This window comes from Spirosoma aureum (genome assembly GCF_011604685.1).
Classification (GTDB): Bacteria; Bacteroidota; Bacteroidia; order Cytophagales; family Spirosomataceae; genus Spirosoma; species Spirosoma aureum.
Genome location: NZ_CP050063.1, coordinates 2,765,183 through 2,782,633, shown reverse-complemented (window position 1 = coordinate 2,782,633; position 17,451 = coordinate 2,765,183). Strand labels below are relative to the sequence as shown.

General features: G+C 49.5%; 10 protein-coding genes. 9 read left to right on the top strand and 1 reads right to left on the bottom strand.

The features are described 5' to 3' along the window. Nucleotides 1-5,088, bottom strand: coding sequence for a translocation/assembly module TamB domain-containing protein (locus tag G8759_RS10975; protein ID WP_232074208.1), 5,088 nt, complete (start codon nucleotides 5,086-5,088; stop codon nucleotides 1-3). A 495-nt stretch (nucleotides 5,089-5,583) separates the two neighbouring features. Between G8759_RS10975 and G8759_RS10970 the strand changes: the two genes are divergently transcribed. The 9 genes from G8759_RS10970 to G8759_RS10930 all read left to right on the top strand — a co-directional run bounded on the left by G8759_RS10970 (nucleotide 5,584) and on the right by G8759_RS10930 (nucleotide 17,441). Then, a complete protein-coding gene (locus G8759_RS10970) occupies nucleotides 5,584-6,726 on the top strand; it encodes an outer membrane protein assembly factor BamB family protein (protein ID WP_167207872.1) in 1,143 nt (380 codons plus the stop codon). 13 nt (nucleotides 6,727-6,739) lie between these two features. Then, nucleotides 6,740-7,531, top strand: a complete 792-nt coding sequence (locus G8759_RS10965; RefSeq protein ID WP_167207870.1) for a hypothetical protein — start codon at nucleotides 6,740-6,742, stop codon at nucleotides 7,529-7,531. Nucleotides 7,532-7,595: 64 nt separating this feature from the next. Then, nucleotides 7,596-8,756: a caspase family protein gene (locus tag G8759_RS10960; protein ID WP_167207867.1), complete on the top strand. Its 1,161-nt coding sequence runs from the start codon at nucleotides 7,596-7,598 to the stop codon at nucleotides 8,754-8,756. Nucleotides 8,757-8,934: 178 nt separating this feature from the next. Beyond that, nucleotides 8,935-11,277: a hypothetical protein gene (locus tag G8759_RS10955; RefSeq protein ID WP_167207865.1), complete on the top strand. Its 2,343-nt coding sequence runs from the start codon at nucleotides 8,935-8,937 to the stop codon at nucleotides 11,275-11,277. A gap of 35 nt (nucleotides 11,278-11,312) precedes the next feature. Next, a complete protein-coding gene (locus G8759_RS10950; RefSeq protein ID WP_167207863.1) occupies nucleotides 11,313-12,083 on the top strand; it encodes a hypothetical protein in 771 nt (256 codons plus the stop codon). A 13-nt stretch (nucleotides 12,084-12,096) separates the two neighbouring features. Then, nucleotides 12,097-12,624: an OmpA family protein gene (locus G8759_RS10945; protein WP_167207861.1), complete on the top strand. Its 528-nt coding sequence runs from the start codon at nucleotides 12,097-12,099 to the stop codon at nucleotides 12,622-12,624. Between the two features lie 86 nt (nucleotides 12,625-12,710). Continuing rightward, the gene (locus tag G8759_RS10940; RefSeq protein ID WP_167207859.1) at nucleotides 12,711-13,859 is read left to right on the top strand and encodes a caspase family protein; all 1,149 of its coding nucleotides are present in this window, start codon (nucleotides 12,711-12,713) and stop codon (nucleotides 13,857-13,859) included. Between the two features lie 27 nt (nucleotides 13,860-13,886). After that, a complete protein-coding gene (locus G8759_RS10935; protein WP_167207858.1) occupies nucleotides 13,887-14,642 on the top strand; it encodes a caspase family protein in 756 nt (251 codons plus the stop codon). Between the two features lie 267 nt (nucleotides 14,643-14,909). Next, nucleotides 14,910-17,441 (top strand): ATP-dependent Clp protease ATP-binding subunit, encoded by a 2,532-nt coding sequence (locus tag G8759_RS10930; RefSeq protein WP_167207856.1) that lies wholly within the window; start codon nucleotides 14,910-14,912, stop codon nucleotides 17,439-17,441. The last annotated feature ends 10 nt before the right edge of the window (nucleotides 17,442-17,451 follow it).

The window sequence follows — 17,451 nt, the reverse complement described above, 5'->3', positions numbered from 1 at the left end:
TTAATTCAGCGACGGGCCAGGCGACCGGCGCAGGATATCGGCCAGGGTATTGTAATCGACGGTAATGACAAACCCAACACCCGTTTCAATGATGTAGCCGTCCAGCACTGCCTGATAGTCGTTGCGCCGATAGCCACGCAATACATACCGGCCATCGCGGGTAAGGTTATAGTTCAGCGACACGTTGTCGAATACTTCATTCGGGTTACGGGTAGCGCTGTTGGCGGCATTTTCAAGCACAAAATTCCGGCCAACCGAAACGGTAAGTCGCCCTTCCAGAAAACTACGCGACAGACCGACATTAAGATCGGTTCGTGCTCCGTTTGTTGTTCCGCCAGTGTTGGCGCTTCCCGTTTGCGAGAGCAGGTTAAAGTCAACGTCAAACCCTTTCAGAATGCCCGAAGCCAGTCGGCCCAACTGATCCGAGATAAGCTTGCTAACACTATTCCGGGCAATGCCCTCCGCCTGCATATCCAGCCCTCCGTTGTTCGACCCGGAGAAGAAATCGGCGGTATTTTCGGGCAGGAACCGATTTAAAATCAACAAGGCAAAGACCTGTTTGTTCATCATCGATTGATCCTGACGCAACGTTTTCAATTTATTTTCGATCGTTGTCCCAAAGGCGCTCGATGCGGCTGCACTATTGGCGTCTTCAACCTCTGGTAACCGAATATCAAAATCCAGTTTTGGTGCCGCCAGATTATTACTCATGGTTAGGGCAACGTTGAATGGTAGCTTACGGTTAGTCGCTGTCGTGGGGAGTGTTGTCGATTCATTGCCAATCAAATCGGCGGGGGAGGTAGATACCTGATAGATTGCGGTAATGTTAATATCGGCTTTGAGCGGATCGCCGGTAAACTGAATATAGCCCCCTTTCTGAATCTTGAACTGGCGCTTAAGCACTTCGTAAGTCATCGAGTATTCACCCTCCGTCACATCGTAGCGTCCCAGCACCGTCAGTTGTCCAGCCGCGTTGATGCCCACATTAAGCCGGGCATTTCCCCGTGCCCGCAGGTAGTCGCCATTTAGTTCATCGACTACGATGGTAAGCTCCGATTTTTCGTCGGCTTCGAGGTCAAGAGAAATCGTAGCGTTGCTGAGCTGATCAAACTCCAAACGGGGTGTCGCTACCGTATCACGCTTGGGCTTATAGAGGTATTTGGCAATCGCTAATGAATCGTTATGGTTGATGAAGGTGACTATCTTACTCGATTCACTAACATCCATCGATTCGTCGGGCAAAACCATAGAAATTTTACTACCATCTTCCAGACGAACAGTACCGTTTATGGACGGGCTCGAACCCGTTCCTTTAATGCGCAGATCGGCACTGACCGCAGCCTGGCCATACGCGTAATCATTATCTTTCCGGGCCGCGTTCAGGACCTGAAAATTGTTGGCCCGAACCCGCAGATTGTAAGCAGCATTCGGCAGGTTTTTAAGGACTACGGTTCCATCGGTTGTTAGGGTTCGTCCAAGTGTATCGCGCACGTTGAAATCCGTCAACGTGATCGTTTGACCTGAGAAGGCTAACTTTTCCTGATCGATGCGATACGTAGCATTGAGTTGTTTGATATTGAACGCCACCGAATCAAAAGCTACACTGCCGCTTAGTGCCGGGTTATCGGTAGCTCCGGCTACGCTGAATGAACCCGTGAGTTTTCCCCGAGCCTGGCGTAATTCGCCGAAACTAAATGCTTCAATCGTTCGCGCATCCAGCCGTTTCAGGTTAATGGCCAGGTCGAGCGCTTCCTTGGCGTTTGCCGGATTATAAAAGCCCGTAACGGTTGCGTCGTTGTAGGGGCCGGACAGGGTTGTGTTTACGCTGATTCGACCGTCTGAATTATTGCTAAACCGGGCGGTGAGATTACCAATAGGCTTTTGCATCACCTGTAGGCTGTCGACGTAAATGGAACCCAGGAATGACAGATTGCTATCCTGCCCCATATAGTCCCGGACGATCACTGTGCCATTTAGCTGACCACTAGCCAGCGTTGTATCCTGATTGGCTAACCGGGCCAGATTAGCGATTTCAATAGCCCGTGCCGTAACTCGAATCGGCGCATTTGCATATTGCTCCGTGCTGTTTATTTCAAGCGATTGCTGGCCGGTTTCAATACGTAAGTTATTGATCAGGACACCATCGTTCCCATATTGAGCAAATCCACTGGTGTCGGTTTGCCAGCGCTGGTAATTGGTAAGCAACCCGTTCGGCGCAAACCGGAATCGATAACTGGAATCAACGATACTGAGTGTACCCGCCAGTCCGTGCAGATCCTGATCGATTGAATCTTTATTGACAACCGAAAAGCGGAACTGATTATTGGCAGCCGTTCCGGCCAGATCCGTTTGCCGAATGTTCAGCCCGTCATACAGAATACCATCGATTCGCCCGTTTACCAGTAGCTGATTGCCTACACCCCGCAGCGCGAAACGACTGCCCTGTACGGTCGTTGTGTCATAGACGAGTACACCCGTTCGAATCGTGGCCGAGAGTGTCGTGTCACGATTCTGGTTGTCAAGATAGGCATCCAGACGAACCGTATCCAGGCGGGTCAATGCCGGAACGAAGGCTTGCAGGAGCGGATTCTGGTAGGCCTTCAGATTCATCGTGAAGGCATGTGGGGGTGGAATGGTTTTATAGGTCAGAGCAGGCAAAGCAATATACTTGCTGATTTCACCCACGATAATATCGTACAGCTGGGCATACTCAAATTGGCCGTTTAGCCGCATTTGCGCACCCGGCAATCGGGCCACAACCCCTTTGTCGGTACCATCGGCCGTTAATCGGGCATAGAGCGAGTCAATCGGGTAGCTCTTTCCCTGTAGGGTAATTACTGCATCGTTTGCCGAAACCGTACCAACGGGTTTAGCTGGATCGGTAGATACCATATCCATCACGATGCGCCCTTTGAGCGAAAGCGGATCTTTGTAGAGTTTTAGCTGTTGTAAGTTCAGCTCATTGATAACCGTTTCACCGACGACACTTGGGAAATCGCCTTTCAGGCCAACTTTCGTGTCCAGGCTCAGGTTTGCGTTGGGGTCTTTAAGCGTCCCTGTAATGTCGAGATTGCCATTGACCAGGTTACCCCTGGCATCAAAATTCTGATACCGATAGCCATTCAGATCAGCCGATTGAACGGCCAGATCGAAGCGGGTAGCCAATGTATTTACGTCGATCCCTTTACCGTCGACGGTTGCCCGTCCGGTCACTTTGCCGACCGTTCCCTCCTGCTTCAGCCACTTGCCCGCATCAAAATCATTGAGATTAAGCGTCCCTTTGTAGGTCTGATTTTTACCCGTCACAAAACCAGCCAGACGCCCATCAAAGGCGGCCGTGCCCCAGTTGGTATTGATTTTGGCATCCAGAATAAGGTCGTTCAGCTGGCCTTTAACGAGCCCGGTCAGCTTAATGGCAGGAGGCAAAGCAATCGACGATGGAATCGAACCTTTTGGTGCGAGTTTAGTAATATCGGCCAACTGAGTCGTCGCTTCCTTGACGGTCACATTAACACCCAGATGTTCAGGATCGGTCACGTTCGTTAGCCGCCCGCTGGCTACGATTCGTGTACCCGACAGCATATCGAACTGAAGCCTGGGCAGATTTAGGGCCGCCAGTGTACCCACAGCCTGTGCATCGGCCCGGAACACGCCCCCACGATTACCCGCAAAGGGTGGCGTGTCGGCCAGAAAAGGGGCTAACTGCAGCACATCGTCTACCGACAGACGGCTCTGGCGTAGATTCACCCGAACACCTACCCGTTTCGCAAAACGCGGATTACTTAACTGTCCCAGCGAATCATAGCGCAGCACAACCTGATCGCGAATGACAGAGCTTGGCGTCTGAATGAACAGACGGGTCAGGGTTGTCGTCGTATCCGTATATAAAACGTCGCCGTTCAGGCTCTGTAGCACAAATCCGCTCGTGGCACGAAAACGACCATTCCGGAGTTGACCACTGATCCGCTGACCGCGTTTACCCAGATCGGCATAGCTTAGAAACTTCCCATCGATACCCAGACTTTGCAGATCAAGGTGGCCGTAATCGAGCCCTCGTTTTTGCCGGGGTGCCGTCTCGTCGTCGAAACGAATCCGGTTATTGGCAAACCGAACATTCGTTACTCTAGCCTGCCAGCCCGGAGCACTGGAAGAGGCACTGGCAGTTGCATCAGGTTTAGCTCCAGAAGCCGATTTGCTGGCTGGTTTTGTTAAAATGGCCGCAATATCGGCATTCGCCATGTCAAGCGATTTAATGCCTATTTTTTCGCCTTCCAGATAAAAGTAATTCGATTCCATCGTCAATTTCCCAACGCTACCCTGCGTCCGGAAATCCGATGTTTCGACCCGAACATCCCATTTGGCCCGATTGATCTGCCATTTACCCAGCCCAATATTGAGCGTATCGCCAGGCTTGCCGGGGGGGCTGGGCGGTGTTGGTAAACCCTGATATAAGCGCGTATAGGCATTTAAGCCATCAACCGTTACGCTCCCTAAACGATACCGCGACTTTGACACATCGGTCTCATCGAACGTGGCTTTCAGGCTATCGACAAACGTATTTACATCGGCTCCAACCACATCATCCCGGTATTTGATGCGAACGTCCCGAAGCATAATCCCTTTTAGATTGATTGCCATTGGTGTCGAGACCGTATCCGCTGGCTCAGGCTCCGAGGAGCCCGTATCAAACACATTAAGAATATACTGAAAATTGAATGCCGTATCGGGTAGCGTACGGCTGATATTCACCTGTGTTCGTTCCAGCTCAATCTGATTGATGGCTACCCGATTGTTGAGCAACCCCCACATATCGAGATCAACACGCATCCGGCCACCATTCAGGAGTGTATCACCCTTGGGGGTCTTGAAATAAACATCTTCGAGTTCAATCCAGTCAGGAATGGTGTAAGTGATCCGTCCAATCCGAAAAGGCGACTGTAACCGTTGGGCCAGGTATGAATTGACCTGGTTTGTTACGAATTGCTGGCCCCAGGGCGTGGTGGCCACAAGCATAACAAAACCTGCCAACAGTAAGATGAGGGCAAGCAAACCAATCAGAACACGGACAAGCGTTTTTGACACAGACATTCGTCGTGGATATTGGGTTTTCCGGCAGACACGAAGCCAGTCTTCTAGTTGTTTACAGCAACAAAGTATGCCTTTATAACGAGTATGAAGGGAATATGTTACCAGACGGCCCCAAAGCTACTGAATGATCCGAATAGATATTATCTCTTCGGCACAGAAATTGGCCCGGTCTGTAATTCCGTTTGTGACCTTTCAATAATTATACCGATTACACGCTCCACTTGTTTCTAAGTTCTTTCAAGTTTCCCTGTCAACCACAAGCTGCGACTAATCTAACGTCATCCGATAAACACGGTAACGCTAAGCCCAAACTTACCGAATACTCAAGAGAACCGACCGAATGCTCAAATCAATGGCTAATTAACCAAAAATAGATGTTGATTTGTTTTCTTCGGCCTATTCGGTAAGCCGCAAAAGCTGAGTCATTTACTAATCAGAACTCAGTCGCACCTGTTGATTGATGACGTTGGTTTTTGATTGAAACACAAACTGATTATGCGTCACACTCTATATACGCCAATTTTGGTCGGTCTGTTGCTGACAGGCTGTTCAAAATGGAATCTTGCGGATAAAACCATCAAACCTACCGACCCTGGGCCTGGTACTGGAACACCTCCCTCCTCACTTGTCATCTTTGGTAGTAAAGACAAGAAAGTGTATGCGCTCAACGCCCTTACAGGAGCGAAACAATGGGAATTTATTACCAATGGTGGTACGGTAAATACCAGCGCTGCTTTCCTCAACGGAACGGTTTATGTAGGCGGATTCGATGCGTATCTGTATGCGATCGATGCCGCAACAGGTGCCCGTAAATGGTCCCGACAAGCCGCTGCCGATAAGTTTGAAAGTAGCCCCGTCATTGATAATGGCGTTTTGTATATCGGCAACGACGATAAACGTCTTTTTGCGATCGATGCGGCAACGGGCAACGAAAAATGGCGCTTTACGGCTGGCGATAAAATTATTCCCAGCCCGGCCGTTAGCGGGGGAATCATTTACGTTGGTTCAAGCGATGCTAAAGTCTATGCGCTCAAGTCAGATGGCACGGCTTTATGGTCATTCCCAACCGGCGGGTATATTTTATCCAGCCCAACCGTAGTGAGTGGAACGGTGTATATCGGCAGCAGTGACAAAAAACTCTATGCCATTGATGCCACAACGGGTAAACAAAAATGGGCGGCCATACTGGGCGATAAAGTTAACTCCTGCCCACTAGTCGTTGGCAGCACGATTTACGTTGGCACCGATGATTTTAAACTCTACGCCGTAGCCACCGCAACAGGGGCGATTTTGTGGACAACGGCCAAAACTGGCAGCTTTGTAGGAGGTAGTCCTGCCTACAACAACGGGCTGGTCTATGTGGGTAGTGGCGATAACAAAGTATACGCGTTCGACGCGACCAATGGCGCCAAGCGGTGGGAATTTGCCACAAATAACGAAATATATGCGAGCCCGGTGGTGGCCAATGGTTTTGTGTACATTGGCAGTAACGACGGCAAGATGTACTGTCTGGACGCGACCAATGGGACTAAAAAATGGGAATTTGCAACGGGCGATCAAATCTATGCAACTCCGCTGGTTTTGAATAATGGTGCCGTTGCCGGTGACTATCCTACTATTAGTGGAATCGTCAATTAATTGTCTCAACCTCATGAAGCCTTTTTATCAACTTCTCATTACGCTTCTGCTACTTCTGACCAGCCAACTGGTTCAGGCACAGACGTCAGCCAGTAACATCCGTCTGCGCACCGATGCCACCGTACGTAAGGTGATTATTGAATATGAGCTGCCTCAGGTATTACCTGACGACTCGATCTACATCGAACTTGAAACGGCGTCAGGACGTATTATCCGTCCAATCAGCGTGAATGGCGATGTTGGGAAAGCGATTAAACCCGGCAAAACCAAATTAATCGCCTGGGACGTCGTGCGTGATAATGTCCGCATCAATGAAGATGTAAAAGTGCTCCTGCGGGTAGCACGGATGGTAACCGTAGCCAGTCCGGCTACGGTGGCAGCGGCCCCGCCTACTGTCAAAACAACAACGCCTGTCACCGAAGCGCCCCGCCCAACTACCGACCGAGTTGCCGAACCCGGTAGTGTAGTTCGTAAACCATCGCCCCTACCCCTCATCGGCTGGATTGCAACAGCGGGACTAACGGGCTATGCAACGGTACTGGCACTTGGCATTAATAAGGACGTGGATGAATACAACAGCAAGCCATTTGCTGATGATGCGGCCGATCTGCAACGCTTTAATGACCTCAAAGAAAAGGTCAACAAGAATAAAAGCACCTTTACCATAGTTGCCGGAGCGGCCGCGGCCGTAGCCATTGCTAATGTGATTTATACAATTGTAGCAAAACCAAAACCGGCCCGCACATCACTCCTGATTCAGTCGGGTAATCGCATAACGAGTGTCGGTTTGAGTCGTAGGTTTTAACGCTTTTGTCTGGCATTCAACGCTGAACCCGTTTCCAAAACCTTTAAGTCGCTTATCAATTCCCATGAAACCGTTTTTATTTTCCATCTGTGGTTTGTTGATAGCCGGTTCGTTATTGGCACAGTCTACCCCATCGGAGCCGAAGCCTGTCGCTACGTTTCAGAGCCCGACTACGCGATTGAATACAATGCCTCTGTTCCCCACTGCTCCGGCGCCAACTGTTGCATCGCGTATCGACTGGAAAAGCGATATGGAAGCTGACCAGACCGTTTCATCACCGACTTTTATTGCAAAAGCCTGCGTCACTTCGGCCAAACCCGTTGTACGCTATAGCCTGTTGGTAAACGATAAAGTGCAGACACAAGCGCGCGATCTTAGGGTTGAACGAGACAAAGATTGTCCGCAGGCCTTCAATCAGACAGTTCAGCTCATCGAAGGTGAAAACAAACTGCGCCTGGTAGCCTACATGGCAGACGGAGCAGAAGTGGCTTCTAATCTGAATGTTACCTACAAAAAGCCCCCCGTACTGGTCCTCGAAAAACGGCTGGCCCTTGTTATCGGCAATGCGAGTTACCTGGGAGCCAACAAATTGACCAACCCCGTTAATGACGCCAACGATATGGAAGTGGCTTTGAAGAAATTAGGATTCGAAGTGCTTCATTTTACCAATCTCGATAATAAAGGAATGAGGCAGGCCATTAACAATTTCGGCGAAAAGCTCCGCGATTATCAGGTCGGATTGTTCTATTATGCGGGTCATGGTGTGCAGAATAATGGAAACAACTACCTGGTTCCGATTGATGCCCAACCCGAAAGTAAAAACGAGATTGAGTACGAATGCATTGATGCAAATCGCATTCTGACCAAAATGGAAGATGCCCGTACGCGTACGAATATCGTCGTACTGGATGCCTGCCGGAATAATCCTCTGGATCGTAGCTGGAGCCGTGGCAACGATAAAGATAACACGGGCCTGGCTAGTATGAATGCCCCCATGGGTTCTGTAATTGCCTATGCAACTTCGCCGGGTCGTACAGCTGCCGATGGCAATGGGCGAAACGGGTTATACACGGCAGCTTTACTAAAAGCGCTACAGCAACCGAATCAAACCATCATTCAGCTTTTCCAGCAAGTTAGGGCTGAAGTGCTCAAGCAATCGAACAATAAACAACTACCCTGGGAGTCGACCTCTCTGACCGGTGATTTTTATTTCCAACGGAAATAAATGTAGCCTCAAACCGAGTCTGACCATGCCTAAACTATACGCCGGTGATTTAATGGGAAACAAGTCCCGTATTTCTACCCTAAAAATACCGTGAAAGTGGTATTGTCATAGTTCAGGCAGTTAGCTATATTTGTTCCCAATTAATTGATATACAATAAGTTAATACGATCATTCGTCCATGCCTACTCTTTTACGAAAGCTCTTACTTATATTGGCAGTCGGCGTGTTGCTGGTCAATTGCTCTAAGTGGAAACTCGATCCGTATGATTTAATTCCACAAGTTAAAACCGGAGCGGCTCCTTCTGGTCCGGCTACTACTTCTGTGCAGGTCGATTGCGTCATCGAAGCCTTAGGTGCCAATACTCTTCAGGAGTTCGGCGTTGTCTATTCCACATCCAATCAACAACCCACAACCAGCGATACCAAAGTAGTTGCAACCGGAACCAGTGGTAGTGCACAGGTCATGCTGAACGGTCTGCAACCCAACACGACCTATTACTACCGTACGTATGCCATCAATAATAAGGGGCTGATTGGCTATGGGGAAACGTTATCCTTCAAGACAGCGACGGTCATTGCCGAAGTTAAAACCCTTGATCTAGTAGGAACTCCGGGAGCAACGTCCTTTCAGGTACAGGTGCAGGTAACGAATACCGGCACGGTTACCCTTAAAGAATATGGTATCGTTTATTCGACAACGAATCAACAGCCCACTACAGCCGACACCAAAGTACTCGCTACTGGCACCACGGGCGCAACCACACCCGTATCGCTTACTAGTCTACAGCCAAATACTACCTACTATTATCGGGCCTATGCCATCACCAGTACGGGCGATGTGAGCTATGGTGATACCAAGCAGATTAAAACGGGCGAGCCAGCTCCGGTCGTTCAAACACAGGACCCGGTCGGCACACCGTCTTCGAGTTCGGCTGTTTTGCAGGCTCAGGTGAGCAATGCCAGTCAGATTACGCTGAAAGAGTATGGAGTCGTGTATTCACCTACCAGCCAGACACCAACTATTGCTGACAGCAAAGCCGTTGCGTCGGGCGTTACGGGGGCGTCGGTTTCCCTGATTGTTAGTAATCTGCAACCCAACACGACCTATTACTACCGTTCGTATGCCACCAATGGAGCTGGAACTACGATCTACGGCGATGTCAAGCAGTTTAAGACGGGAGCAGCGACACCAACTGTCAGTACAGTGGCATTACTCAATACCAAGCCGCTACAATTAGGCAATATATCCGCCACGGTCAGTTTTACTGTAGACCCGGCCGCTGCGGTTACTGAATATGGCATGGTATTAACACCTGATCCGAATCAGATAAGCGCATTGATGGCCGGTACTGCCGCACCCGTACGGCGATTTGTTACAGCTGCCCCAGCTAACGGCAAAATTGATTTTGAGATAAAAGATCTAACCGAAAATTCGCCTTACTATGCCGTGGCTTTTGCAAAAGATGCTACAGGTAAGACTGTATTTTCAAAAGAATTTGCTGGTTTTCAGACCAAGTTTGGGCAACGGGGGAACTGGCGTCAGCTAGCAAATTTGCCTACACAGCGGGCTTATGTGTTCAATCCTATGTTTACTATCAATGGTAAAGTTTACGTGGGTTCACAGTCAACAGGAACATCATCGGAGTATTATTACTTTAAGCAACTCTATGAATATGACCCGGCCACTAATTTATGGACACAGAAGAAAGACTTTCCGGGTTCGGGTCGAACAGAAACAACAGTAGCCGTCCTAAATAATAAAGCCTATATCTTGTTTGGGACCAACAAAGGGAGTTATACACCTGACGCCTGGGAATACGATCCGTCAGGTGATTCGTGGAGACAGTTATCGAACCCTCCAGCGACCAAAACAGGTGGGCAAGGTATCTACAATCAACAGGCGGGCGGTATTCCTTTCGTTTATAACAATCGCGTCTACTCTTTATTCGGCCGAGGACCATCTACCGACCCAAGTTTAACCAATATCTATAATTCGCAGTATGCGCTTGACCCAACAGGAAACGGGACTTGGGAAGTTAGCTTTCCTTTCAATGACAAGGGATTGACTAACGATGTTATCTATGCAGCTGCTCGTTCAAGTGCTTTTTCGTTCCAGAATGGGAATATACTCTATTTTGGTGGGGGCCTGGTAGCCAGTGCTTATACTTCAAGCTTTGGTCCTACCTATGCCTCTTATTTTAATACCCGTCAAATATGGACCTACAATCTAGATACAAAAGACCTTAAGAAGGTTGCGCTATTACCCAATACGTTCAATGATTGCTCGAGTGGTAATGATAGCGGTGGACGTATGCAGAATTGTGCATTTATAGTAGGCTCCAAAGCTTACATTATTGACTGTAGCCATAACACATGGGTGATGGATTTAACAACCAATGCCACACCAACTTTATTATCTACACTCAACAACCCGACAGGAACCGTTGGTATCGGTGTTGGGGTCGGCACAAAAGCCTACTTCGGTCTTCGAAATGCTGACTGGTGGGAATTCACCCCCTAAAACCACGCTATAACCATCTACGCCAACTCAATACTATGAATCGAGTTTTATATCATCGCCTGTTTCCCTTTCTGGTCATACTGCTCACCAGCCTGGCCGTCCATGCACAACAGGCACCGTCGGAAGCAACCAACATCCGGATTTCGCCAGACGAGAAAACAAAGCGTTTGGTCATCCAATATGACTTGCTGAGTGTACAACCCGGCGATTCACTCTACGTCGAGATCGAAACCGCATCAGGGCGACGTTTACGACCTATTTCTGTTACGGGCAATGTTGGGAAAGCTATCACGGTTGGTCGAAATAAAACCATTTACTGGGACATTGTCCGTGACAAGATCCAGCTCGACGAAGAGGTTGAGGTAATTATCCGGCTCGTACGGGGCGTAAATGTTACCAGGCCAGCAACGGCCAAACCGAAACCACCCGTGCCGGCTCCCGTGGTTAGCGTACAGAAAAAATCACCGCTTCCCATTATTGGCTGGATCGCTACGGGTGGTCTGGCAGCCTATACGTTTGTGCTGGCTTCGGGGCTCAACAAAGATGTGGATGCCTACAACCAGAAAACAGTGGCCAATACCCTGGCGGAATGGAACACTGCCGAAGACAAACGAAAAGACATCGATAGCCGTCGGGGAACGGTGACCATCGTAGCGGGGGCTACGGCAGCCTTGCTCATCGCCAATATTGTGTATACCGTCGTTCGTAAAACAAATCAGAATAGTAGACCAAATCAACTACGCACTGCCTGGCAGATCAGACCTGCCAGCCAATCGATGGGTGTTGGTCTGGTGCATACGTTTTAAGCCGCTCAATAGGATGAAACTAATTGGACTTTTCTTAGCCGGGCTTTTACTTGTATTTACAGCGCAAGCGCAGGAATCGGGAGATGGTGTTTCGGTCTCTCGTAGTGTACGTCAGAAGATCAGTACTAAAAGCCTTTATGTTCCTGAGCCAACAGCATCGTCGAAAAAACCGAAAGGGACAAACCCATCGGAGGAGAAAGCGGCCAATCCATTGCAAGCCATACAGTTTGTGCAGAGCCAGGCCGAATTCCTGCCTAGTTCCCAGCCAGCGCTCGAAGAGTTAGTAGCTTTTATGCGTAGTAAGCCAACTGTTGAAATCGAGTTGGCTGGCCATACCGATAATCAGGGCGATTTCGACCAGAATGTGCTGCTCTCGAAAAAACGCGTGGATTTAGTGAAGGATTATTTAGTAAAAAATGGCATTGCGTCCAGTCGCATTACGACACGTGGTTATGGTCCGACTCGCCCGATTGCCAGTAATAGCACCGAAACGACTCGAAAGCTAAACCGGCGTGTAGAAATGTATGTATTGAAACAATAATAGTCAGCTAGCTAACAATAAAGGAACGGCCAACGGATCATAAACCAATGTTAGCCAGACCAATACACAATAACCCTCTCAAGATCATGAAACTAACTATACTGTTCTTCATCGGATTTCTGGTCGTGCAGTCAGCACAGGCACAGGAATCGGAACCTGGCATTTCAACCTCTCGAAGTAGTCGCCAAAAAATAAATACGCAAAGTTTCTACGCACCCGAAACGGTCAATGTTCCGCAGATCACGTTTCAAATGGGCGATGGGCAAAGCAGCACAGTTCAGACCGACGAAATTGTTGTAAAAGCATGTATTAAAACCAGCAAGCCTCTAACCCGACTAAGTCTGTTTGTAAACGATGCCTTACAGCAGGCCAGTCGAGAGCTGAAAGTACAATCCGACGGGGTTCTAAAGGAGTGTGATCAGGCCCTTTCACAAACTGTTCAGCTTCGGGAAGGCGACAACCGGCTTAAACTGGTAGCCCAAAATGAAGGAGGAATTACGTCTGAATCGTTCCTGATCAGGTATGACAAACCCGCAGCAATTGTTGCCGAAAAACGGCTGGCGTTGGTGATTGGCAACGCTGACTATCCATCATCAAATCGCCTGACCAACCCGGCTAATGATGCCAATGATATGGCAGAAGCACTTAAAAATGTGGGTTTTGAAGTAATGATTCACACGAATATGGACGTTCGATCCATGCGTCGGGCCATTGATGAATTCGGCAATAAACTGAAGGACTACCAGGTCGGATTGTTCTATTATGCGGGTCATGGTGTGCAGAGCAGAGGCCGCAACTTCCTGGTACCGATTGACGCAAAACCCGAAAGTGAAAATGAAATAGAATACGACTGTTTTCTGGCCGACCGGATACTGACCAAAATGGAAGATGCCCGCACGCGCACCAACATTGTGGTGCTGGATGCCTGCCGCGACAATCCTTTCGAACGCAGCTGGAGCCGGGGAGGTAGTGAAAATACTGGACTTACAACAATGGATGCCCCTGTTGGATCGGTGATTGCCTATGCTACCTCGCCCGGCCGAACGGCTGCCGACGGGAACGGCCGCAATGGCTTATATACAGCCGCCTTGTTAAAAGCACTACAAGTTCCAGATCAACCACTGACCCAGCTCTTTCAGCGGGTTCGGGCCGAAGTGCTTAAGCAATCGAACAACAAACAACTACCCTGGGAGTCAACATCACTAACTGGCGATTTCTATTTCCGGCGCAAGTGATACGCTTCTTCTACTGTTCATTCCTTCATGAAAATTATATGCCTTCTGCTTGTAGCCAGCTTTGCCCTGGATTGCCCTGCGCAACCGGGTAATTCGGGGCTGGCCCATGAAAAGCGACTGGCGTTGGTCATCGGCAATGGCAACTACACCAATGGGGCATCGTTGCCCAAGGCGATCAACGATGCCAACGATATGGCTGTCGCTTTGCCACAGGCAGGATTCGAAGTCATGCTGTTTACAAATGTCGACAAGACATTTCTGAAACGGGTGATCAGCGAATTCAGCGCTAAACTAAAGGGCTATCAGGTAGGCATGATTTACTACGCGGGGAGCGGTATTCAGGCAGAAAATCAGGAGTATCTGGTACCAATAGACGCCGACTTCAGTAAAACGGACGCGATAAAGTCCATGTGTCTGCCCCTTAGTCAGCTCGTCGAGGAAGTGGCGGCTGCGAAAGTACCCGTCAATATCATTCTGATCGACGCCGACCGCACCAATCCTGTTGAATCAATGTACGCCCGTAACTCGCCCCGTTCGTTAGATACCCCTTTAGGTTTTGTCGTGGCTTATTCAACCGCACCAGGCAAAGCTCTGGTTGATAGCCCTGGCCGAAACAGCCTCTATACCGAAGCCTTGTTACAGGCAATGACAATCCCTGATCAAACTCTGATTCAGATGTTTCAGAGTGTTCGGGCGCATGTGATTAAACAGTCAAACAACAAGCAGCTACCCTGGGAGTCGACCTCACTAACGAGCGATTTCTATTTTCGACGGAAAAATTAGCGGGATCGAAGTTGTTTGCGGGACCAATACATTACCCTGACTAATTGACTATTTTTTGTTTTCTGCAACCGCTATTCGACCGACTAAGACAAAGTGTCTGTAGACATAGTTGCTGTTTCCTGTATCAATGAGTAACAAATCTATTGATCGTTAGGCAATTATGACCGTTCACTCAATCAAACCGCCATTCACTCAAACGACCACCGACCACGGGCAACAAATCGGTAAGTTGAATCCACGTTTGGGGCAAAATAAACCGTCCAGACCATGCTAACCCTTGCTTACACTGAAGAATTAAGACGCGCCGTCAGCATTGCTCAGGCCATTGCGCGAGAACACCAGCACCTGACGTTCTCGCCGGGACATTTGCTAACTGGACTGCTTCATAACGACGTTGGGCTGGCTTCGCAGTTGACCGTCTGGGATGTTGATGTACCCTATCTGCGCGACTGGGCTGATATTCGTGTCGAAAGCTATCCGAAATCGGCCCGAACAACCCAGGAACCCGCCGGTGACCCACAGGTCAAGGCGCTCATGGAAGTGTCGGATGTGGTGCGGATGAAACTCGGGGAACACGAGCTAACCCCAATGGCCGTACTTACAGCCATGTGCAAGCCCGATGTGGCTTTCACACGTGACCAGCTTAAATCCTTTCCACTGACGGAGAATCAACTGCTCGAAAAAGCCATGCAGGATGTTGGCTTCCAGCAGGCTATCAATGGCCAAACGGGAGGTACAGCAGGCAATGGGAAGGCCAGTAACAGCCCCGTTTCAGACGGAGCAGGTGATTTGGGCGCAACGGGTAAAACGCTATTTAAATTCTGCACCGACCGAACAGCATCGGCTCGTGACGGTAAACTCGATCCTATTGTTGGGCGCGATCGCGAAACCCGTCAGATGATCGAAATTCTGGGCCGTAGGCTAAAACCCAATGTCATTATTACGGGAGAACCCGGCGTGGGCAAAACCGCACTTGTTGAAGGGTTAGCTCAGCAGATTGTAGCGGGCAATGTTCCTCCGCACCTTAAAAATGCCCAGTTATTTCAACTGGATATGGGATCGCTCATTGCCGGAGCATCCTACAAGGGCGAAATCGAAGACCGGCTTAAGGGAATTCTGGCCGATCTGAAACAGTTTGACCGGGCTCTGCTCTTCATCGACGAAATTCATGTACTGATGGACCCTCACGGAGGTGCAGTCGGTACGGTGAACCTGCTTAAGCCCGAACTGGCGCGGGGCGAACTGACGCTTATCGGCGCAACGACCAACGACGAATACCGCAAATACCTCGAAAAAGACGAGGCTTTTGCCCGCCGATTTGAAGTGCTGGCCGTTGAAGAGCCCGACGAACAAACGGCTACCCGGATGGTGCAAACCATTCTCCCGTTATTCGAGAAGCATCACCAGATCGGTGTTGCCGATACAACCGTTGCTGAAACCGTTCGTCTTGCCAAGCGATATCTGAAAGATCGACGATTGCCTGATGCCGCCATTGACCTCATCGACCGGACGATGGCTGCCATGAAAATGGCTGCCGAAACCACTCAGCCCGAAATTGACCGACTGAGGGGCGAATTAGCCGATATACGCAAAAATGCCGACATAGCAGACCCCTTGACGTATATGCCTAACGTTAGGTGGTTTGAGCGCCAGATGAAGAACCGACTAAGCCCTGTGCTGCTCGGTCAGGTTGAAGAAGACCTGCATACCGATTTATTTGAAGTACCTGATGCCCTGGCCGATCATCTGGCCAGTTTACTTACGAAACTCGAAGCTCTAAGTGAACAGGTTCGGGATAAGGTCGAACCTGCCGAAGTGGCGGCTGTGGTTGCGAACCGTACCGGAATTCCGCTTGGCAAAATCCAGTCGAAAGAGCGCGATAAACTCCTGGCGCTGGATGAGCATCTGAAACAACGCGTGGTTGGTCAGGATCATGCCGTGAAGATCATTGCCGATGCCATTCTGGAAAACCGATCGGGCCTTAGCCGACCGGGACAGCCGATTGGCTCGTTTTTCTTCTCCGGTCCAACCGGAACTGGCAAAACCGAACTGGCAAAATCAATGGCCGACTTTCTTTTCAACGACGAGCGCGCCCTGATTCGGTTTGATATGTCGGAATTCAAGGAAGAACACTCGGCAGCCCTGCTCTATGGCGCCCCTCCGGGCTACATTGGCTATGAAGAAGGTGGTTTGCTCGTAACCAAAATCCGGCAACAGCCCTTTGCGGTTGTCCTATTCGATGAGATCGAAAAAGCGCACCCATCGGTATTCGATATTTTCCTGCAAATACTGGATGAAGGTTTGCTTCACGACCGGCTTGGCCGGGAGGGTGATTTTTCGAACGCAATCATCCTGTTCACCTCCAACATTGGGAGTGATTATGTTGTGGAAAAAGCCGCTAAGGGTGAGATAGCTGCATCGAACGATCTGCTGGAAATAATGGGGCGTTTTTTCCGTCCGGAATTCCTGGGACGACTAACGGAAATCATACCCTTCCAACCCATTTCGGAAGAAGCAATTGTGAGCATTTTCAATATTCAGTTGAAATCGCTCCTCAAAATGCTTGATAAACAAGGCATCACGGTCACTATCGACGATGCAGCCCGCAAGCAACTGGCACTCGAAGGCTACACACCCAAATATGGTGCACGACCGTTGCGGGGGGTGATCCGGAACCGACTCCGCCGACCGCTGTCACGCATGATTGTGTCGGGCGAGATCGGCAAAGGCTCTCACCTTAGGTTGGTAACGAATGAAGCGGGTGAATTGAGTTTCGAAACGGTACAGATGACCGTTTAATCACTTGTCT